The sequence below is a fragment of the Aestuariibaculum sp. M13 genome (assembly GCF_024723255.1).
Lineage (GTDB): Bacteria > Bacteroidota > Bacteroidia > Flavobacteriales > Flavobacteriaceae > Aestuariibaculum > Aestuariibaculum lutulentum.
On the sequence record NZ_JANIAC010000004.1, the window covers coordinates 72,718 to 94,619 of the forward strand.

General features: G+C 36.0%; 15 protein-coding genes. 10 read left to right on the forward strand and 5 right to left on the reverse strand.

Annotation, left to right across the window (positions count from 1 at the left end):
• Positions 1 to 50 precede the first annotated feature (50 nt).
• A complete protein-coding gene (locus NO995_RS14070) occupies positions 51 to 581 on the reverse strand; it encodes a hypothetical protein (RefSeq protein WP_258228058.1) in 531 nt (176 codons plus the stop codon).
• A gap of 99 nt (positions 582 to 680) precedes the next feature.
• On the reverse strand, positions 681 to 2,909 hold the full coding sequence (locus NO995_RS14075; RefSeq protein WP_258228059.1) for a M1 family metallopeptidase: 2,229 nt from the start codon (positions 2,907 to 2,909) through the stop codon (positions 681 to 683).
• A 253-nt stretch (positions 2,910 to 3,162) separates the two neighbouring features.
• Here NO995_RS14075 and NO995_RS14080 point away from each other — a divergent pair, with 253 nt between their 5' ends.
• From NO995_RS14080 to NO995_RS14090, 3 genes are all read left to right on the forward strand, one after another.
• Positions 3,163 to 3,687: an inorganic diphosphatase gene (locus NO995_RS14080; RefSeq protein WP_258228060.1), complete on the forward strand. Its 525-nt coding sequence runs from the start codon at positions 3,163 to 3,165 to the stop codon at positions 3,685 to 3,687.
• A 131-nt stretch (positions 3,688 to 3,818) separates the two neighbouring features.
• A complete protein-coding gene (locus NO995_RS14085; protein WP_258228061.1) occupies positions 3,819 to 6,200 on the forward strand; it encodes a sodium-translocating pyrophosphatase in 2,382 nt (793 codons plus the stop codon).
• A gap of 219 nt (positions 6,201 to 6,419) precedes the next feature.
• Positions 6,420 to 8,012, forward strand: a complete 1,593-nt coding sequence (locus NO995_RS14090) for an NADP-dependent glyceraldehyde-3-phosphate dehydrogenase (RefSeq protein WP_258228062.1) — start codon at positions 6,420 to 6,422, stop codon at positions 8,010 to 8,012.
• Between the two features lie 74 nt (positions 8,013 to 8,086).
• Here the strand turns inward: NO995_RS14090 and NO995_RS14095 are convergent, their stop codons facing one another.
• The 3 genes from NO995_RS14095 to NO995_RS14105 all read right to left on the reverse strand — a co-directional run bounded on the left by NO995_RS14095 (position 8,087) and on the right by NO995_RS14105 (position 14,373).
• The gene (locus tag NO995_RS14095) at positions 8,087 to 9,475 is read right to left on the reverse strand and encodes an alpha-L-fucosidase (RefSeq protein WP_258228063.1); all 1,389 of its coding nucleotides are present in this window, start codon (positions 9,473 to 9,475) and stop codon (positions 8,087 to 8,089) included.
• A gap of 70 nt (positions 9,476 to 9,545) precedes the next feature.
• Positions 9,546 to 11,450: an alpha-L-fucosidase gene (locus NO995_RS14100; protein ID WP_258228064.1), complete on the reverse strand. Its 1,905-nt coding sequence runs from the start codon at positions 11,448 to 11,450 to the stop codon at positions 9,546 to 9,548.
• 118 nt (positions 11,451 to 11,568) lie between these two features.
• The gene (locus NO995_RS14105; RefSeq protein WP_258228065.1) at positions 11,569 to 14,373 is read right to left on the reverse strand and encodes a TonB-dependent receptor domain-containing protein; all 2,805 of its coding nucleotides are present in this window, start codon (positions 14,371 to 14,373) and stop codon (positions 11,569 to 11,571) included.
• 632 nt (positions 14,374 to 15,005) lie between these two features.
• Between NO995_RS14105 and NO995_RS14110 the strand changes: the two genes are divergently transcribed.
• The 7 genes from NO995_RS14110 to proB all read left to right on the forward strand — a co-directional run bounded on the left by NO995_RS14110 (position 15,006) and on the right by proB (position 21,891).
• On the forward strand, positions 15,006 to 15,623 hold the full coding sequence (locus tag NO995_RS14110; RefSeq protein ID WP_240573837.1) for a GNAT family N-acetyltransferase: 618 nt from the start codon (positions 15,006 to 15,008) through the stop codon (positions 15,621 to 15,623).
• Between the two features lie 8 nt (positions 15,624 to 15,631).
• Positions 15,632 to 16,810 carry an argininosuccinate synthase gene (locus tag NO995_RS14115; protein WP_258228066.1) on the forward strand — a complete coding sequence of 393 codons (1,179 nt, stop codon included), beginning with the start codon at positions 15,632 to 15,634 and terminating at the stop codon, positions 16,808 to 16,810.
• A 130-nt stretch (positions 16,811 to 16,940) separates the two neighbouring features.
• Entirely contained in the window at positions 16,941 to 17,924 is a 984-nt protein-coding gene (argC, locus tag NO995_RS14120) for an N-acetyl-gamma-glutamyl-phosphate reductase (protein WP_258228067.1), read from the forward strand.
• Between the two features lie 20 nt (positions 17,925 to 17,944).
• Positions 17,945 to 18,736, forward strand: coding sequence for a pyrroline-5-carboxylate reductase (gene proC, locus NO995_RS14125; RefSeq protein WP_258228068.1), 792 nt, complete (start codon positions 17,945 to 17,947; stop codon positions 18,734 to 18,736).
• Position 18,737: 1 nt separating this feature from the next.
• A complete protein-coding gene (locus tag NO995_RS14130) occupies positions 18,738 to 19,877 on the forward strand; it encodes an aspartate aminotransferase family protein (protein WP_258228069.1) in 1,140 nt (379 codons plus the stop codon).
• Between the two features lie 50 nt (positions 19,878 to 19,927).
• Complete coding sequence (locus NO995_RS14135) at positions 19,928 to 21,124, forward strand: glutamate-5-semialdehyde dehydrogenase (RefSeq protein WP_258228070.1); 1,197 nt, start codon at positions 19,928 to 19,930, stop codon at positions 21,122 to 21,124.
• A gap of 2 nt (positions 21,125 to 21,126) precedes the next feature.
• Complete coding sequence (gene proB, locus NO995_RS14140) at positions 21,127 to 21,891, forward strand: glutamate 5-kinase (RefSeq protein ID WP_258228071.1); 765 nt, start codon at positions 21,127 to 21,129, stop codon at positions 21,889 to 21,891.
• The last annotated feature ends 11 nt before the right edge of the window (positions 21,892 to 21,902 follow it).

The following is a 21,902-nucleotide window of genomic DNA, read 5'->3' on the forward strand; positions in this document are numbered from 1 at the left end:
ATGAGAAAACCCCAAAGGACTTAGTCTTTTGGGGTTTTTGATTAAAACTATTATTGGTTTGTTAAATAGTATTCTACATTTATGATTTCCATTGTACTTGCACTTCCATAAATTAATGATTCTTCCTTGTCAAAAGTGAGCGTACAGGAAGAATTAGCATCAATGCTATAGCAATGATTTGCTGCATTTGAAGCATAGTAATTGCCAGAAGTATATTCAACGTTATCAGATTTTATCGTTAATACAGCAATACCTTCCACAGGAAAATTATTTGGGTTATTAAGTTTGATTTCAAACTGAAGTCTAGAGGTGTCATTGCCAGTATCAGGGGTGTAATTGAAACTAATAATCTCATATGTGAAGTTTTCTAATATTGGCGCATTAACTTCAATAGGTTCTGGGTCGGGAGTGTCACAAGGAACTTCCATGGTTGTTTCGTAATAATAAGATTGATTATTTACGAAATAAACATTATTTACGGTTATAGTTTTGGTACAATCATCATCTTTGGAATTGTCACAACTATAAGTGAGAATTAAGTAAGTGCATGCGAGAAGATATTTAATCGTTTTTATTAGCATGTTCAATAAAATTTAAGGCTTATCATTAATAAATGAGGTTTAAAAGAAAACCCCAAATAATAAAAGTTATTTGGGGTCAAAATTATAAATTATTACTGTTTATTTTTGAGTTTTCTTCTCTTTAAAACTATCAAAATCCGATGGAGTTTCTGTTTTAGGGAAACTGTTATTGCTCATATCGGTATCGGCAAATTCAAAATTAGGATCTAAATTCACCGTGCTTACTTCTTTGTCTTTTAAAAAGGTTTTAGTCACTTCATATTCGTTAAGTCTCCAGATATCGGCAGGTAATTTGTCGGTTTCTTTTGAGCCATCGGTATATACCCACTCAATAGTTACAGGCATGATTAAACCACCAATATTTTTTATAGTGATTTCATAAATGTTTTTGCCTTGTAATTGTTTACGCATTTCGGTTTCGTCCAGTCTGGATAAAAATCCACCGTAAGCATTATCAGGTGTATCGGTCATGGTAATCACTTCTGGTCCGTTTGAAAAATCTTTTGGGTTTTCAGCAGTGCTTTCCCCTTCAATTTTCACGGATTTCTTTTTCTGCTGATCTTCAATGTTCAGGTTTTCTTCGTAAACTTTATACCATTTTACATTGCTTAATTCCATGTCAACATGATCCACAGTGAAAAACCAGCCTCTAAAAAACCAATCTAAATCGGTAGCTGTAGCATCTTCAAGTGTTCTGAATAAATCGCCTGGATTTGGGTGTTTGTATTTCCAGCGATTAGCATATTCTTTAAATGCCTGGTCGAATAATTCTTTGCCAATAATTGATTCGCGAAGCATTTGTAATCCTACCGTTGGTTTTTGGTAAAAGTTGTTTCCAAATTGGGTTAATAATTCGTTATCTGAAGTGGTCATGATTGGGCGTAAAATATTTTTATCGCCACTCATAAACGGCACAATGCTTTTTGGTGTGGTATAACTGAATTGAGGGTAGCGTTCTTCAATAGTACGCTGGTGGATAAACGTGTTTAAACCTTCGTCCATCCACATCCATTTACGCTCATCTGAACTTACAATCATCGGGAACCAGTTATGTCCCACTTCGTGAACAATGGTGCCAATCATTCCTTTTATAGCGCCGTCACTCATTTTGCCATCTTTTGGGCGACCACCATTAAAGCTAATCATTGGGAATTCCATACCAATATTAGAAGTGTTCACCGAAATAGCTACTGGATATGGGTAGTCAAAAGTGGCTTCAGAATACACTTCCAAAGCATTTTTTATCGCTTTTGTAGATTCTTCTTCCCATACCGGAAGGCCTTCTTCAGGAAAGTAAGACATCGCCATTACTGTATTGGTTGGTAATTTAACGGCCTGAGCATCCCATATAAACTTTCTTGAAGATGCAAATGAAAAATCTCTTACGTTTTCAGCATGGAATTTCCATGTTTTCGTTTTTGAGCTTTTTGTTTTTTTATTAGCGGCAGCTTCTTCCTGAGTGATGATTAAAACAGGTTTATCGAACGATTTTTTGGCATCATCAAAGCGTTTTCTTTGTGTTTTTGTTAATACATTTTCACTATTTTGAAGTTCTCCAGTTGCTGCAACCACATGATCTTCAGGAACGGTAATTTCAACATCGTAATCACCAAACTCCAAAGCGAATTCACCTAGGCGTCTAAATTGTTGATTTTGCCAGCCTTCGGTATCGTTATAAACCGCCATTCTTGGAAACCAGTGCGCAATTAAATAAATGGTATTGTCATCTTCCGGGAAATATTCATAACCTTCACGACTTAACATATACATGCTTCTGTCGGTAATCGGGTAAGACCAGCCTAAAGAAAAACTCAAGCTTTCACCAGATTTTAAAGGTGTGTTTAAAAGAACCTTCATCATGGTGTTATTCACCAAGGCTTTAATTGTGTTTCCAGAAGTATCTTTTATGTATTTAATGGAATAACCTGCCGGGAAGTCAATAGCTCTGGTAAGGAATTGCATTTGTCGGCTGTTCATACCATCGGAAACACCACCTAAGGCATCACCAAAATCAGGGTTTTCTTTTTTGTTGACGTTTTGTTCCAGTTGAAGCCATAAATAGGTTAGGTCGTCTGGTGAATTGTTGTAATACGTAATGGTTTCTTCTCCAGTTAAAACATTTGTTTTTTCATCTATTGAAGCTTTGATTTTGTAATCGGCTCGTTGTTGCCAGTATTCACGTCCGGGAGCGCCACTAGCGGTACGGTAAGAGTTTGGTGGTGCAATCATATTATCGATTGGCTCAAATTTGCCTTGCCATGGTTTGGTTTGTGCCTGTGCAGAAAAAATGGCACAGACGGGCAATAGAAGTAAGTAATGTAAACGCATAAATATTTAAAGTTAGTCACAATAGAAGGACAAGATAATAAATAGTTTGAGTCGAGTTGTTAAAACAGGCCGAGAATTGCATTATACTTGGAATAAGTGGGGTTTTCCCGTAAAATTATACAGATATAATTTGATTTGGAATTTAAAGAAAATGAGTTCAAACGTTTAACCTTAAATTATGATTATAAATCCTAAGCTTTTGTTGTTAAATGCATAAGTGTTCAGTACATTTGCACGACCAAATACGAATATAATGAGCAACGAACAAGTAACATTTGATGTTTTAATAGAAATCCCAAAGGGTAGTAGAAATAAATACGAATACGATTTTACATTACACAAAATCCGTTTTGATCGCATGTTGTTTTCATCGATGATGTATCCGGGTGATTACGGTTTTATTCCTGAAACCTTAGCACTAGATCAAGACCCTTTAGATATTTTAGTTTTAGGGCATCAGCCGACTTTCCCAATGGTAGTTATGGAGGTAAGACCAATTGGTGTTTTCTATATGACTGATGAGAAAGGTCCGGATGAAAAAGTTATTTGTGTTCCTGTATCAGATCCAATCTGGAGTAAAAAGATGGATATTAGCGATATTAACCCACACCGTTTAAAAGAAATCGAGCATTTCTTCCAGGTATATAAAGACTTAGAGAAGAAAAAAGTAGATACAGGTGGATGGGGTAATGCAGACGATGCGGTTAGAATTTACCAGGAGTGTGTGAAGCGTTATGAAGAAAGCGACCACAAGAAAAAAAGAACCTTTACAATCTAAATTCACAGATTAATAAAATATTGTAAAATGAATGAGCCATCTTTAACAAAAGGTGGCTTTTTTTATCACTTATATTTTCCTATTTTTAGCAGTAATAAAAAAATATATTAACATAAAACCAATAAACTAATATGGAATTAATAGTGAACTTTTTACCGCTTTTCGGAGTGTTGGCATTAGCATTTGTATTTATTAAAAGTGCCTGGGTGTCCAAGCAGGATCAGGGCAATGAAAAAATGATTAAAATTGCTAAAAATATAGCCGATGGGGCTATGTCGTTCCTTAAAGCCGAATATAAAATTTTATCAATATTTGTTATTGCCGTAGCCGTTTTATTGTATTTTAAAGGAAGTGCCGAAGCAGGCTCTAACGGTATGGTTGCAGTATCATTTATTGTGGGCGCTATTTGTTCTGCGTTAGCAGGTTTTATAGGAATGAAAGTAGCTACCAAAGCCAATGTAAGAACTACAAGTGCCGCGAGAGTATCCTTAGGGAAAGCACTTGAGGTGGCTTTTGCTGGTGGTGCTGTTATGGGACTTGGTGTTGTGGGCTTAGGTGTACTTGGATTAAGCGGCCTTTTCATGATTTATAGCGAAATGGGCTGGGGCATCAACGAAGTGCTTAATGTGCTTTCCGGATTTTCTCTTGGAGCTTCGTCAATTGCATTATTTGCACGTGTAGGCGGTGGAATTTACACCAAAGCTGCCGATGTAGGTGCCGATTTAGTAGGGAAGGTGGAAGCAGGTATCCCTGAAGATCACCCGTTAAACCCAGCAACCATTGCCGATAACGTTGGAGATAACGTAGGAGATGTTGCCGGAATGGGAGCCGATTTATTTGAGTCTTATGTGGGATCTATTATCGGAACCATGGTACTGGGTGCTTTTATTATAACGCCCGATTTTAACGGACTTGGAGCTGTTTATTTACCGTTGGTATTAGCAGCTGTAGGTATTATTATGTCTATTATAGGTACTTTCTTTGTAAAAGTTAAAGACGGCGGGAATCCACAAACGGCTTTAAATATTGGTGAGTTCGGCTCAGCAGGGTTAATGGTTGTTGCCTCTTATTTTATTATTAATACCATGATTCCAACGGGAACCGAAGGTTTGCCAAATGGAGCAATGGGAGTCTTTATCGCTGTAATTGCTGGGTTAATAGCTGGTTTAGCAGTAGGTAAGGTAACTGAATATTATACAGGAACAGGGAAAGCACCAGTAAATTCCATTGTTAAGCAATCTGAAACAGGTTCTGCAACTAATATTATTGCCGGATTAGGTATTGGGATGATGTCTACAGCAATTCCAATTATTTTAATTGCTGCGGCTATTTTAGTGTCGCATTATTTTGCAGGATTATATGGTATCGCTATTGCGGCTGTGGGGATGTTAGCAAACACAGGAATTCAGTTAGCAGTTGATGCTTACGGACCTATTTCTGATAATGCTGGAGGTATTGCTGAAATGGCTGAATTACCAAGTGAAGTTCGTGAGCGTACTGATAAATTAGATGCAGTTGGAAATACTACAGCAGCCATTGGAAAGGGATTTGCGATTGCTTCGGCAGCTTTAACAGCTTTGGCGTTATTTGCAGCCTTTATGAAAACAGCAAATGTAACGGCTATCGATGTGTCGCAACCAGATATTATGGCGGGATTACTTGTAGGAGGAATGTTGCCTTTTGTGTTTTCAGCTTTATCGATGAATGCTGTTGGACGTGCAGCCATGGCTATGATTGAAGAAGTTCGTCGTCAGTTTAGAGATATTCCGAAGCTAAAAGCAGCTTTAGAAGTGATGCGTAAATACGATTCAGATATGAGCAAAGCTTCAGAAGCCGACAGAAAAATATTTGATGAAGCCGATGGCGTTGCAGAATACGAAAAATGTGTGGCTATTTCAACACAAGCGTCGATAAGAGAAATGGTATTGCCAGGACTTTTGGCGATTGCCGTACCTGTAGCTATCGGATTTATTGGAGGAGCAGAAATGTTAGGCGGTTTATTAGCTGGAGTGACGACTTGTGGTGTGCTTATGGCGATTTTTCAGTCTAATGCGGGTGGTGCCTGGGATAACGCTAAAAAAACTATTGAAGAGCAAGGAAGAAAAGGAACTGATGCGCATAAAGCGGCAGTGGTAGGAGATACGGTTGGAGATCCGTTTAAAGATACTTCAGGTCCTTCATTAAATATTTTGTTAAAATTAATGTCGGTGGTAGCTTTAGTTATTGCTCCAAGTATTGCCTTATCTGTTGATGAAGAAACGGCTTATGCTGCGAATCAGGTAGAGGTTGCTAAAGAAATAAAAGTAAATATGACTAAGAACGATGATGGTACTGTAAAAGCAATAGTAACTACGGTAACGACTTCTAATGGAGAAACATCAACATCGTATGATACTTTTGAGGGAGCAGAAGATGAAGTGAAGTCTAGTGTTGAAGCTTTAGGTGAAAAATCAGGTGATCATATTGTTGTGAAAAAAGTTGCTAAAGAAGTAGAGGTTGAAATAGGAGATTAAATTTCAACTTATAATAAATAATAAAAGCCGCATGTTTAATGCGGCTTTTTTATTGCTTTTTATTTAACCGAAAACGTTATCGTTCTGTGCATTTTTTCGAGGTTTCATTTTTATGCTGAAAATGCAATATTTCTATCCTTAATATTGATTTTTGAAAATATTATTAGCTAAAATATGAGTACCTTTATTCATAGTTTTTAATGTGAAATCGATTAACCTATGAAGACGAAATTTTCAGAAATACCTGAACAATATAGAATTACCTCATTAATCCATCAAAATAGTTATTTAGTTTCCGGTGAACTAAAAGAATGGCACGGAGAAACGGCAGAAGTTTTTTCTACTATTTCTTCTAACGAAGATTATAAGCCTACCTTGTTAGGAACAGTACCTCAATTAGGTGAAAAGGAAGCTGCAGAATCTCTTAATTCTGCTTTAGAAGCTTTCGATAAAGGTCAGGGGTTATGGCCAACAATGAAAGTGATTGATAGAATTGCTTGCATGACCAAGTTTGTCGAGCAGATGAAGACCAAGCGTGAAGAAATTGTAAAACTTTTAATGTGGGAAATAGGTAAAAACCTGCCAGATTCTCAAAAGGAGTTCGACAGAACTGTAGATTATATTTACGATACCATTGAAGCTTATAAACAAATTGATCGCGATTCTGCAAAGTTTGAGAAGAGCGAGGGTGTTTATGCTCATATTCGTCGTGGACCATTAGGAGTGGTGTTATGTTTAGGGCCTTATAATTATCCGTTAAACGAAACATTTTCATTGCTTATTCCTGCGTTAATCATGGGGAATACGGTGATTTTTAAACCTGCAAAACACGGTGTGTTATTAATAAGTCCGCTGTTAGAAGCTTTTCAAAGTAGTTTCCCAAAAGGCGTAGTTAATATTGTGTATGGTCGCGGACGTACTTTGGCAACGCCAATCATGCAATCTGGAAAAATTGATGTTTTGGCGTTAATTGGTAACAGTAAATCGGCTAACGCTTTACAATCGCAACACCCTAAAGGGAATAGGTTACGTATGGTTTTAGGGTTGGAAGCCAAGAATCCGGCGATTATTTTACCAGATGCCGATTTAGATTTAGCAGTAGAAGAGTGTATTGCTGGAACATTATCTTTTAACGGGCAACGTTGTACGGCGCTAAAAGTAGTATATGTTCATGAATCAGTAGCTGAAGAGTTTAATAGACGTTTTTCCTATAAAGTGGATCAATTAAAATTTGGAAATCCTTGGGAAGCTGGTGTTAAATTAACCCCTTTACCGGAAGTTGAAAAACCAGCTTACATCCAGGAATTAATTGATGATGCTTTAGAGAAAGGAGCGACTATTTTAAATGAAAAGGGCGGGGAAACAACAGAAAATTTTATTTATCCTGCTGTACTTTATCCTGTAAATAAGGAGATGCGTGTATATCAGGAAGAACAATTTGGACCAGTAATTCCAGTGATATCATTTTCAGATATAGAAGAACCTTTAGATGATATGGCAGAATCGAACTATGGGCAACAAGTGAGTTTGTTTGGTAAAAATGTACATACGTTAGCGCCGCTTATTGATACTTTGGTAAATTTAGTTTGTCGTGTGAATTTAAACAGTTCTTGCCAACGCGGACCAGACGTTTATCCGTTTACAGGAAGAAAAGATTCGGCTTATGGAACATTAAGTGTACATGATGCGTTACGTTCATTCTCTATTAGAACCTTTGTGGCCTCAAAAGATAATGATTACAACAGAGCCATTTTAAATGAACTTTTGGATAAAAAGGTGTCTAATTTTATTAGTACGGATTATATCCTTTAAATTGAAAATAATTTAGTTGATAAAAAAAATCGAGGGTTGAAGCCCTCGATTTTTTTTGTGTGTAGAATATTGTTTTAGTTGTCTGTGCTGAAAACTTCAAAAGATTTAATTTCCGGATTTCCTTTAGATTCGGTAATTTTTAAACGCACTTGTGAAACATTTAGCTCATCAAACTTATGGATAAATTTATGCCCAATACAAGAGCCTTCAAAAATAGTTTTCCAGCCTTCCTTAGTTTTTCCTTCTAAAACAAAAGCTCTCACACGTTCTCCAATGGCAATGTTTTCGGCCAAGACAATTTGATTAATGTTTTGAGTTTTTGAAAGCTTTATAGTTAGTTTAGATTTGTTCCCAGATGTTGTTCTAGCCGGGTTTGAAAACTTCCGATTGATTTCATCTCCAAATTCCTTCAGGCGTTTTACATCAGGCTCAGGAATTAGTCCGTTCGGGTCTGGGGTAATGCCTAAAATAAGCGAACTATTATGACCAACCGAGTTGTAGTACATGGCCATTAGGTGTTCTAAAGGGAAAATGTGTTCTTCGTCATTAGGTTCCCAAAACCATTCATGACGACCGTTATAACCTCTAAGCGGGGCATCGCTCATGGCTGGCATGTAATATTTACCATCAGGATCTCCTGTCTTTAATAACTCGAAATTGTTTTTAAAAATGACCTCTTGATTGGTAGAATGTGAGTAAGGAAATGGATAAGTGCCCCAACTAGGATAAGGTACTTTTCCAGATTCGCTGCCACCCCAACGAATATCTGCGCGTTGCGTGTTGTGATAAAAAATAATATTTTTTTGATGCTTTTCAGCAATAGGTAAAATGTCGGCTCCACCTTGTTCCGGACCATGAGCCCCGCCGTCGAACCAAACCATAGCCAAATCGCCATAACGAGACATAAGCTCGTCTACCATACCTTCACACATACGGTTGTAATGCTTTTGGCGATTCTCGGCAAATGTGCCAGTTCCTTGTACTTTAAAATCGTGAATACCATAGAACGAATTCCAACGTATGCCAATGTAAATACCTGGCTTTACGCCATATTTTCTACAAGATTCAACAAAATCTTTTACAATATCGCCTTTTCCATCTTTCCATTTTACAGCTTTTAAACAGTATGGATTAACATCACTTTGGTATAAGGCAAAACCAGTTTCGTGCGTCGCGGTAAGAATCGCTAAATTACAACCAGCATCTTTAACCGATTTAATCCACTGGTCGGTATCAAGTTGTTTAGGGTTAAAAATATTGATGACTTCAACCGGTGTAATTCTGTTGATTTTTTGGTTGTACTGTTTGTTGTCGAATACATGAAGGTCGTAGTGAAAAACAGCAACCAATTCGGCATCTTGCCAATCTAATTGAGCTTGCGTTGGAATTGGAACTTCGGTTTGTGCTACCAGCACTTGTATTGAAAGAAATAAAAGAAATAAAGTGGATTTTATAAGGTTCATGTAATATATTTTAAAAAATTAAGGTTGGTTTTGTTTTAATACGTTTCAATTTTAGATATCCCAGAGTTTTTTATTCATTAATTTCAGAACCGTAAACTTGTAATTTTTTTAAATGAAGGGCCGCAGTAGAGGAGGACTCTACAGAAACTTTTATATATCGCCCTTTAATTCCAGGTAATTCTATTCCGGCATTAAACTGGGTTACCGGAACTTCCCAATGATAAAAGCTTCCTTTTTTATCTTCAATTTTGTTCCAGTTTTCACCATCTATTGAAGTAAAGACACTAAAATTAAGATCGTTGGTTAAATAATGTTTCTGATTAAAAATATCGATACCTTTAACTTGGTAATTTTTTTCTAAATCTATAATTGCAAATGCTTCTTTTTCTTCTTTACTATGAAAAGCAAAAGGGCTGTTAAATAGTTTGTTTGAAAATAATAAATTATGGAAACTAGAATCGTCTTCCTGAGATTGTGAACTTATTGTGAAGGTCGCATTATCCGAAATAATATTGCCGTATAAAGGGTCTGAAAATAAGGAGTTAGACAAAGGGTCTCCAGACATTTCAGTAATTGTCTTTTTACATGTAAGCTCGATAATAATGGTTTCTTCGTTTTTGTTTGCTTTTGAAAGATTAAAAACAATTTCCGATTTGTTTTGAGTGAAACTTATTTCTCCACCTGTAAGTAATTGGGCTTTTTTTATTTTTGAAGGTATTGCAGGCAGCTTTAATGAATTAAGCGATTTGTCGGTAATGTGTAAATAAATGGTTTTGTCTTCGTACGTGCTACCTCCCCATTTTTGAGGATACCAAGGGCCTCCTTTAGTATTGTAAATAGATTGTCCGTAGGTTTTCATCCATTGGCCAACTTCTTCCAATCGTTCTACCTCGACATCATCAAATGCACCATTCCATTGTGAACCCCAACTTAAAAGCATATTACCATTTCCGCAGGCAGTAGACGTTATCATTTTAATAATTTTTTCTTTTGATTTTGGTGGGGTTCCAGAATAAGACCAGGAATGTGTTAGTGTAATGCAACTTTCCCAAGGGCGCTCCTGGTACATGCCAATTTTTTGTTCAGGCGTATCAAAATCTCCAGGAATTGAAGCACGATTGTTAATTATAATTCCTGGTTGTAATTTACGTATCATTCTGGTTAATTCTTCAGAATCCCACATATCGGCCGTAAACATACCACCCCACCAAGAAGCATCAAACCAAAAAATATCCACTTTGCCGTAATTCGTGCATAATTCTTTAACTACATTGAATTGATATGCTTTGTATTTATCGTGTGTAGGTCCTGGAAGGACTTTTTCAACACCTGGCTTAGCGTTAAAATAGGGTGCTTCTTTTTGACGGACAACCAACGTTGTGTCTATAGGTGCGTAATCTGGATGATACCAATCACGTTGCGAATAATAGATTCCAAATTTCATGTTTGCTTCATGACAGGCATCGGCGATTTCTTTTAAATAATCTCTCCCAAAAGGCGTATTTGTAACCTTGAAATCTGAATATTTTGTATCCCACATATGAAAACCATCATGATGTTTAGCGATGGTTACAATGTATTTCATGCCTGCATCTTTGGCAATCTTAACCCACTTTTTGGCGTCGAAATTTTCAAATTTAAAGTGTTCAGGATAGGTAACCCAAACGGAGTCTGCAATAGGACCATGACCGCCATCAGGCGCTTTTCTTGTGTAGCACATACCCCAACTAAGGTCTTTTTTAATATACGTTGAAAGGCCAAAATGGATAAACATGCCGTATCGAGCATCATTGAACCATTGCATGTCTTCCTTCGTAGCAAAGTTGCTGGAGTCCCATTCTGCTTCGCTAAATAATTGTATATGGTTCCATCTTGCATTTTTATCCGTTTTATTACCACGTACAGACCATTGTGCGTTGATTGAATGGAAAGAACAAATTAAAAGGAAAATAAGGGCGGTAAGTTGTTTTGTCATAATTTTTAATTGGTTCGAGAGGGTTTAAAGTATTAGGTTCAATATTATTACTTAGCTCAATGTTTTTACCCTTAATTTTTACTATTAAATCTTAATTTTTAAAAAGAGCAAACATGTATTAAATTTTGTAGTTTAATTTTAAAAATGTTCCTCGAGGTAATACAGGTACTACAATAAAGCTGACATCGGGATTGCCTTCAATATAATCTTTTGTAATTCCGTTGGCACTGGCTCCAAAACTATTTGCTCCGTAGAAATTGGCTAAACCTTCTGAATTAAAAAGATTGGTAATAAGTAAACTGGTTGAAATATTGTTTGATATTTTATATGTCATTCCAAAATCAAAAATACTATAAGCAGGTAGTTGAAAAGCATTAGCCACGTTAGCTTCTCTTTCTCCCATAAATTGCCATTTAACAAAACTGGACATGTTTTTAAATTCATATTCCGTACTTAGATTAAACATGACCGTTGGATTATATGGAAGTGTATTTCCTGAGTAATTGGTTATACTATCGTCTTCAGTATCGGCAGTTCCGTTAGCATTGTAAATAGTCCATGTTTTTGTTTTAGGGTTTTGAAGTATTCCATTGAATAGGAATTTCAGGTTCTTTAAGGGCGAGTAAATACTTTCCCATTCCAAACCTATTGTTTTTGAACTGTTAAACTGCATAGGGGTGTAAAAAACGGCATTGGTAGTTTCATCAAATTCAAAGTTAGATGCTCCAATTTTATTAAGCTGACTGTAAAACAAAGTTCCTGCAATTGAAAAATTGGTTAAACTTGATTTTAACCCCAGTTCTAATTGATTTATTTTCTGAATTTCGCCTTTTCTGTTTATTGGAGTGTTGGAGAAATTGTTGAAATAGTAATTCAGTTCCGGAGCCTTATTGCCCTTTGAGAACCTTAAAAAGAGAGCAGTTTGTTTAGATGTTTTATAATTAACCCCTCCAGAATACGAAATGTAATTGTAGGTGAAATTGAATAGGTCTTTTTCTCCGGTTGGTGTTAATACGCCATTGTCATAATCGGTATAAGGGTTGCTATCTAAACCTCCATTTTGGGTAAATGGAGCATAGCGGTCGTTACTGCCTTTATGTGTAATGCTTTCAAATCTGACACCGAGATCTAAATTCAGATTGTTTGTTAATAGCCAGTTGTCATTGGCGAAGGATGCCAGTTGAGTAATATGAGCACGGCTATTGCCAAAAAATAAACCGCCGTAATTGCTTACTCCGTTTTGGTCTGATAAATACGTTATGGGTTCGTTCGGATTTTCTAGAGTTACAGATAACATTCTAGGATTGTTTTCATAAGTGACAAAAGCAAAGCTTCCTTGCGTAAATACAGAGGTGTTTGATAATCCTGTAGCAAATCCGAAGTTTAAAATATGATTCTCGAATTGCTTTTTTAAAATAAGTTGCTGAATTAATTCATCGGCTTCATTGTCTTTTAGCCATGTTGAAGTGCCCATAATGGCATCATTCGGTAATCGACCATCAGTTAAATATTGGAATGATTCTCCTGCTAAAATACCGCTATTATCAATTCTGGCTAATTCAATTCCAGACTGGGTGTCTTTAAAAACAATTTGACCTATTGGGAATTGTGCACCTGTAATAAAGTAAGCTAACGGATTATTTAAAGAAACAAAGGCATTACTAATTGAAGTTTGCCAGTTGGCGCTTTTAGTTGAAACTTTTATGTTGTTTTTTATGGTCCAGTTATTACCTAATTTTTGAGATAAATCTATTCCAAAAGCATAGTCCTGTGCATGAATACCTTTAGCAGGATTAAAATGATCTAAAGACAGCAAGTTTCTGCCATCAGGAATCGAGGCGTTAAATTCAGGCATCATTAAGGCAGTCGATTTAAAACTTTGTCCGAAAGCGGGCTGCGGATTATTCCAATTTACAGCTGAAACTCCAGTATAGCGATTCGTGTTATCGTTTAATAGTTTTCCGTAGAATTTAAAATACCCACGACTGTTTTCCTTTAAAACATTGAATTTAAATTGTCCGCCTTTACTGAACGTGAAATTTGTATTTCTGGCACCATCATCATGTCTATAATGCCCGCCGGCGTTTATATACCAGTTGTTACCTAGAGGACTGCCAATAGAAGCATCTGCTCTGTAAAACATATTGTTGTTCCCTTGTGTTCCTGTCTGTAGTTGAATCTCACCACCTAGTACATTTCTTTTTTTGTTAGAGATGAAATTAAAAATTCCGCCAGGAGCATTCATGGAAGTTATTGAAGCATTTCCTCCTCTAATGGCTTCAAGTTTGGTGGTTGTTATGTCGTTTCTGTAAAATAAATCAGGGGCGTAATATGAATGCTGAACAAGGCTAATAGGTAGTCCGTCTTCCTGAAGAGCTACGTAATACCAACCCATGTCGTCTTCTGCAGATGCCGAAATACCTCTGGTGTAAACACGGGTAAAAACTTCACCGGCCGAAGCATCAGTAAAGATTCCAGGGATATTTTGAATTATTTGAGCTGTTCCACGAACAGGTATTTTAGATAGATCATTTTCATTAAGATTACTTATAGAGTTGCTAGACTCTAATTTGTTTCTGGAGTCAAAATTTCCTGTAACAACAATGGTTTCAAGATTTAATAAATCATCCTCTAAAGTGTAAAATAATTTTAAAGTTTGATTTTGAATTTTTATGGAGTCTGTTAATGTTTTATATCCTAAATGACTTATTGAAATTTGAAAGTTTCCGTTTGGAATATTTTTTAAATGATATGAATTTTCGGAATAAGAAATTGTAAAATAATTAGAAGAATTTAAACTTATGCTGGCATCTTTAAGGACGTCGTCTTTATTGTTTTTTACAGTTATAAGAATTTGATTTTGAGCCGATAAATTAAATGAATAAAAAATAGCAATTAGAAAGAGTATAAAGTTGCTTTTCACGTAGTATTTAATTAAATTTTTTGGAGTTAGTTGTTTCTAAACAAATATATAAATAAAGCAATATGTGAGATTGATGTATTTATTTTTTGCGTTTACTCAAGATTTTAGTGAAGTAGCTAATAGGATTCTTTGTTGAATTCTTAATGAAATTGCTTTATGTTGAGTTATTTATGTGCAAAATAAAGTAAAATTGAATATATTATTAATTTTTGTGAAAATTACATGCTTTTTAAGAAATGTAATAATTTGGTTTAAAAATTTTATGTAATATTGCATCATCTAGTTAACGAAAGGGGCTAACGCCGACGATTTAGAGTTACTATTATGAAAACGACAAATTATATTTTTACATTTTTAAATGTTCAGTCTTTGAACATAAGTTTTAACGCATTTATTCCTGCACGTCGTTTTCGCCGCCCCTTGAGGGTTTAATAATTTATTTCGAGGTAGGTGTGCCCTGCTTCTTCAACAAAAAAGAATCCATTTAACTTTACCTAAATTTAACTCACTTGCAGTGTGTTATGTTGTGTTTTTAGGTTTATTCTAGTAATTTTATTCGGATTCTAAAAACAAGCAACAAATATTTATTATCATAACATTTTATTTATAACCTAGATTGGTTTATGAAAAACATTGAGGTATTAATTGCCAATAAATCACATGCTAAATACGCAGAAATTATCTGCGAAACCATTGCTGAATCAGCCGCTGTAAGAGGGACAGGTATTGCCAGACGTACTCCAGAATATATCACAAAAAAATTGGAAAATGGAAATGCGGTTATAGCCTTGGAAGGCGAAAAGTTTGCAGGGTTTTGTTATATAGAACTTTGGGGACATGGTAAGTTTGTGGCCAACTCAGGATTAATTGTACATCCTGATTACAGAAATGTGGGTTTGGCAAAAAAGATAAAACACAAAATTTTTAAGCATTCAAGAACTAAATTTCCTGATGCTAAAGTTTTTAGTATAACAACCGGTTTAGCCGTTATGAAAATGAACAGTGATTTAGGTTATAAACCTGTGCCATTTTCTGAGTTAACCGACGATTCAACATTTTGGGATGGTTGTCAGACTTGTAGAAATTACGATGTTTTAACAAGAACCAACCGAAAAATGTGTTTGTGTACAGGGATGCTTTACGACCCTAAATCAAAATTAGAAAAACAGAAAAAAGTAAAAGAAAAGGTTTTCAACAGATTAAAACATATCAAGGAAACCATGTTCTTAAAAAAAAAAGACCAAAAGTAATATAGCAGATGAAAAAATTAGTAATTGCCTATAGTGGCGGGTTAGATACTTCGTATTGTGCAGTAAGCTTATCAAAAGAATTTGAAGTGCATGCTGTAAGTGTAAACACCGGTGGATTTACCAGAGCCGAGATTGATAGAATTGAAGCAAATGCCTATAAAATGGGTGTAACAACCTATAAAAATATAGATGCGGTAGCAACGTTTTATCAAAAAGTAGTAAAGTACTTAGTTTTTGGAAACGTATTAAAAAACAATACATATCCGTTATCTGTAAGTGCAGAACGTATTATTCAGGCTATTGAGATTATTGAGTACGCAAAGAGTATTGATGCCGAGTATATTGCTCACGGTAGTACGGGTGCTGGTAACGATCAGGTGCGTTTCGATATGATTTTCCAAACTTTGGCACCAGATATTGAAATTATAACACCAATTAGAGATAAAAAATTAACAAGACAGGAAGAAATCGACTATTTAAAAGCTAATGGTATTGATATGCCATGGGAAAAAGCAAAATATTCGATTAACAAAGGACTTTGGGGAACCAGTGTTGGAGGATCTGAAACTTTAACTTCTGAAAAACCACTACCAAGTGAAGCTTACCCATCTCAGTTAAAACATTCTGAAGAAGAAAAAGTGAAATTAACCTTCGAAAAAGGAGAGTTGGTAGCTGTTAATGGTATTGAAAACGATCCTGAAATCAATATTGAAACTTTAAATAATTTGGCATCGGCCTATGCCATTGGTAGAGATATTCACGTGGGTGATACTATTGTTGGTATTAAAGGTCGTGTTGGTTTTGAAGCTGCTGCGGCATTAATCACTATTAAAGCGCACCACTTATTAGAAAAGCATACGCTTACTAAATGGCAGTTACAACACAAGGAATATATTGCAAGTTTCTACGGCATGCATTTACACGAAGGATTATACTTAGATCCGGTAATGCGCGATATGGAAGCCTTTTTACAAAGTAGTCAGGATAAAGTTAGCGGTGATGTAACAGTAACATTAAAACCTTATCACTTTACGTTAGATGGTATTTCATCAGAGCACGATTTAATGAGTGCGAAGTTTGGTAGCTACGGCGAGGAGAATAAGGGCTGGACGGCAGATGAAGCTAAAGGATTTATTAAAATCTTTGGAAACCAGAACAAGATTTATCAACAGGTAAATTCAAATTAAAATAGAACTAAAGCTTGTCATCCTGAATTGTCACACTGAGCATTTGATATTAAGAGGAACAAACACTGTTTGTGGGAGTTTTAAAAGTGTTGTTTCAGTACCTAAATGATGAGTTTGAAAAACAGTAAAAATGAAAAATATTCAAGTTGGAATTATTGGTGGTGCAGGGTATACTGCCGGTGAATTGGTTAGATTACTAATCAATCATTCACGAGCAGAACTTAACTTTGTATACAGTACATCTAACGCAGGAAATAAAATAAGTAAAATTCATCAGGATCTTGTGGGTTCTCTGGATTTGGAGTTTACCGATACGGTAAATCCGGATGTTGACGTGTTGTTTTTGTGTCTTGGGCATGGTAATTCGGTTAAATTCTTATCGGAAAACAGCTTTTCAGAAAACACAAAAATCATCGATTTAGGGAACGATTTCAGATTGGAAGCCGATAAAGTTTTTAATGGAAAAAACTTTGTTTACGGGCTGCCTGAATTACAATGGGAAGCTATTAAAACAGCTAATTATATTGCAAATCCAGGATGTTTTGCAACAGCTATTCAATTAGGTTTGTTGCCACTGGCGAATGCAGGATTGTTAAATGAAGATGTTCACATTAATGCGGTAACCGGAGCTACCGGAGCAGGAACGTCCCTTTCGGCAACGACACACTACACGTGGCGCGATAATAACTTTTCATATTATAAACCCTTTACGCATCAGCATTTAGGAGAAATTAACCAATCGGTGAAACAATTACAAGGCGGGTTCGATTCAGATATTTTATTTATGCCTAACCGAGGAAATTTTTCTAGGGGAATTTTCGCAACGCTTTACACCGATTTTTCGGGTTCGGTTGAAGAAGCTAAAGCGCTTTATAAAGATTTTTATGAAGATGCTGAATTTACGTTTATTTCCGATGAAGAATTACATTTAAAACAGGTAGTTAATACCAATAAGTGTTTAATTCATTTACATAAACATAACGGAAAATTGTTAATAACCAGTATTATAGATAATTTATTAAAAGGTGCTTCCGGGCAGGCTGTTCAGAATATGAATTTAATGTTCGGACTTGAAGAAACCACTGGGTTGAACTTGAAAGCGACTTATTTCTAATAAAAAGAACTAACCAACACATGAAAATAGCAGTAATAGGAATCGGTAATTTAGGAAGTTCGATTGCAAACGGACTTATTAAAAACAATACTTTTTCATTGTTTTTAAGTAGCCGAAAAGCGAGTAGCTTAGAGGCGTTTAAAGGCGTTGAAAACGTTGAAACGACTAACAACAATGCGTGGGCTGTAGAGCAGTCAGATATTGTTATTTTCGCTTTACAACCCAAACATATAGATAAGGTTCTGGAAGAAGTTTCAGGGAAAATTACCGAAAACCATATTGTTATTTCTGTGGCTGCCGGAGTTGAAATTCCAAGGATTGAAAGTATTATTGGAAGCGATAAAAATATCATGCGTGTCATGCCTAATACAGCGATTTCTATTGGTAAATCGATGACCTGTATTTCGGCAAACGATAAAGCTCAGGATAAAGTGAGTTTAGCACAGGATATTTTTAATCAATTAGGAACAACATTGGTGATTCCGGAAGAATTAATACAGGCAGCAACCGTTATCTGCGCCAGCGGAATTGCGTTTTGGATGCGCTTGGTTCGTGCTACGACACAAGGGGCTATTCAGTTAGGTTTCGAAGCCCATGAAGCTCACCAATTAGCAACACAAACCTGTTATGGAGCAGCTAGTTTATTAATTGAAAGCGGGAAACACCCAGAACAGGAAATCGATCGTGTAACGACTCCAAGTGGTTGTACGATAGAAGGTTTGAATGCTATGGAACATAATGGATTAAGCTCTGCTTTAATTCAGGGGCTTATAGCTTCATTCGAAAAAATTAATCAAATTAAAAAGAATTAAAATGCCATTATTTGACGTTTATCCACTATATAATGTAACGCCGGTATCGGCGAAGGGTATTCACGTTTACGACGAAAATAATACCGAATATTTAGACCTTTACGGTGGTCATGCCGTAATTTCTATTGGTCATGCGCATCCTAATTATGTGGCTGCGATTACCAATCAGGTGAATGCTTTAGGATTTTATTCAAATGCTATTCAAAATCCAATCCAGGTGGAATTGGCCGATAAGTTGGAAGCACTTTCTGGTTGTGAAGGTTACAACTTATTTTTGTGTAATTCAGGTGCCGAAGCGAATGAAAATGCATTAAAGTTAGCCTCTTTTAAAACAGGAAAGTCGCGTGTGGTGGCGTTTAAAAACGGATTCCACGGACGTACATCGGCGGCTGTTGCAGCAACCGATAATCCTAATATTATAGCACCAATAAATGCGCAGCAGGAAGTAACCATTCTGGAGTTAAACGATATTGAAGGTGTAAAAACCGAGTTAGAAAAAGGAGATGTTTGTGCGGTTATTGTTGAATTTATTCAAGGGGTTGGAGGTTTAGATCAGGCTACTGCCGAATTTTACGAGCAGGTTGATACGCTTTGTAAAGCGAATAACACCTATTTTATTGCCGATGAGGTACAGTCTGGTTACGGACGTTCCGGGAAATTCTTCGCGTTTCAGCATTATAATGTGACTCCGGAAGTGATTTCAATTGCTAAAGGTATGGGTAACGGATTTCCTATTGGCGGGATTTTAATTCATCCGGATATTGAAGCAAAATACGGTATGTTAGGAACCACTTTTGGTGGTAATCATTTAGCATGTGCTGCTGGTTTAGCGGTTTTAAACACCATTGAAGAAGAACAATTAATCGACAATGTGAATGCGATGGCTGAGTATTTTATTTCAATTGCTAAAAATATTCCTCAGATAAAAAATATAAAAGGACGTGGCTTAATGCTTGGTTTAGAATTCGATTTTGAAGTGGGAGATTTAAGAAAGAAATTAATCTACGATCACCATATTTTTACTGGTGGGGCTTCAAATAAAAAGTTACTTAGAATTTTACCACCATTAACAATTAAAAAGGAACATATCGATCAGTTTTTTAAGGCCTTAAAAAAGGAGCTAGAAGCGGTTGAAGTATAAAAATAACGTGTCATTTCGCCGATAGGAGAAATCACATAAGGATATAAAAAATGAACACCTTATTATCAATTGAAACAAGAAACGCTGTATTGTTAAAAATGGCTGAACTTCTTGAAAAAGAACGTACAGCGATTATAGAAATTAACAAAGCCGATCTTGAAGCTTACAATGGCGACGACATTTCGATGTACGATCGTTTAAAAGTGAACGATGCTAAAGTAGACGAAATGATTGCTTCGGTAACGCATTTAGCATCTCAGGCAGACCCCGTTGGTGTAGAGCGTTTTAGTTTCAAGCACGATAATGGCATGCAGGTGTATAATAAAACTGCATCCTTCGGAACGGTGCTGATTATTTACGAATCGCGCCCGGATGTTACCGTTGAAGCGGCTGGTATTGCCTTTAAATCGGGGAACAAAATTTTACTTAAGGGCGGAAAGGAATCTACCGATTCTAATTTAAAAATTGTTGATTTGTGGCATGAGGCTTTAAAAGCAAATGGAGCGTCGACTGAATGGGTAGAATATTTACAATTCAACAGAACCGAAACACAGGCGTTTTTGGAAAATCCAACACAAAAAGTCGATTTAATTGTGCCACGTGGTGGCGAGCGTTTAATTGCTTTTGTGAAGGAACATGCGACTTGTCCGGTAATTATTAGCGGACGTGGAAATAACTTTGTGTATGTGCATAAAGAAGCCGATTTGGATATTGCTTTAAAAGTGATTATCAATGCTAAAACAGCTAAAATTTCGGCGTGTAATGCACTTGATAAAGTGTTAATTGATGCTAATCTTCCGAATAAGAAAAGCTTTATAAATACATTAATTTCAGAATTAAAGAATTTTGATGTTCAGATTTTAGGTGATGAAAACATAGCGAAATATGAAGGTGTTGAAGCTATAGAATCTGACGATATCTGGTATCAGGAGTTTTTAGATTTTAAAATCGCTATTGCTGAAATCGGGTCAACTCAGGTGGCTATTGCCATGATCAACCAATATTCTGGTGGGCATTCTTCTTCAATTATTACAACTAATGAGGATGAAGCGAAAGTATTTATGGAAAATGTAGATACTGCAGCGGTGTACCACAACGCTTCAACGCGTTTTACCGATGGTGGTCAGTTAGGACTTGGAGGAGAATTAGCGATTAGTACCGATAAATTACATCAACGTGGTCCGATAGGTTTACAGCATTTAGTAACGAATAAATGGTATGTTCACGGTAACGGACAAATAAGATAGGCATGCAGAAAAAGAAACGCATATTACTTAAGGTAGGTTCTAATACATTAACCAAAGAAACCGATAATATTTCCAGAGGAAAAATCGAAGACTTGGCAAGTCAGATAGCAGAGTTGAAGGATACCTGCGAATTTGTTATTGTAAGTTCGGGAGCCATTGCCGTGGCTAAACAGTTTGTGAAACTGGAAAGTAAGCAAAAGGATGTTTTTGTAAAACAGGCTTTGGCATCTATCGGTCAGCCGCACTTAATAAGAATATATCAGGAGATTTTCAGAGAATACGGGTTGTTAACATCACAGTGTTTGTTATCGTATTCCGATTTCGAAAAAAAGGAAAGTCGTACCAATATTGTTAATACCATTAATGTGTTGGTGAACAATAATTATATTCCCATTATTAATGAAAATGATACGGTTGCAACCGATGAAATTAAATTTGGCGATAATGATAAACTGGGTGCTTTAACAGCATCGCTTTTAGAAGCCGATTTATTTATTATAGCAACCAATACCAATGGTATTTACACCAAGGAATCTATGGAAAACGGTACGCCACAAACCATAGAGTTAGTTGAAGATTTTGAAGCTTTACAAAGTGAAGTTGTTAACTCAAAATCATCACATGGAAGTGGAGGTATGCAATCAAAAATAGAAGCTGCCGCCGTAGCCAAAAAAGCAAATATTGAGACTTGGATTGTTAACGGACTGGAAGATCGTTTTATGCTGAATGCTTTCGAAAACAAAGTGCCGTTTACCAAGATTAAATAAAAAACTAAAGA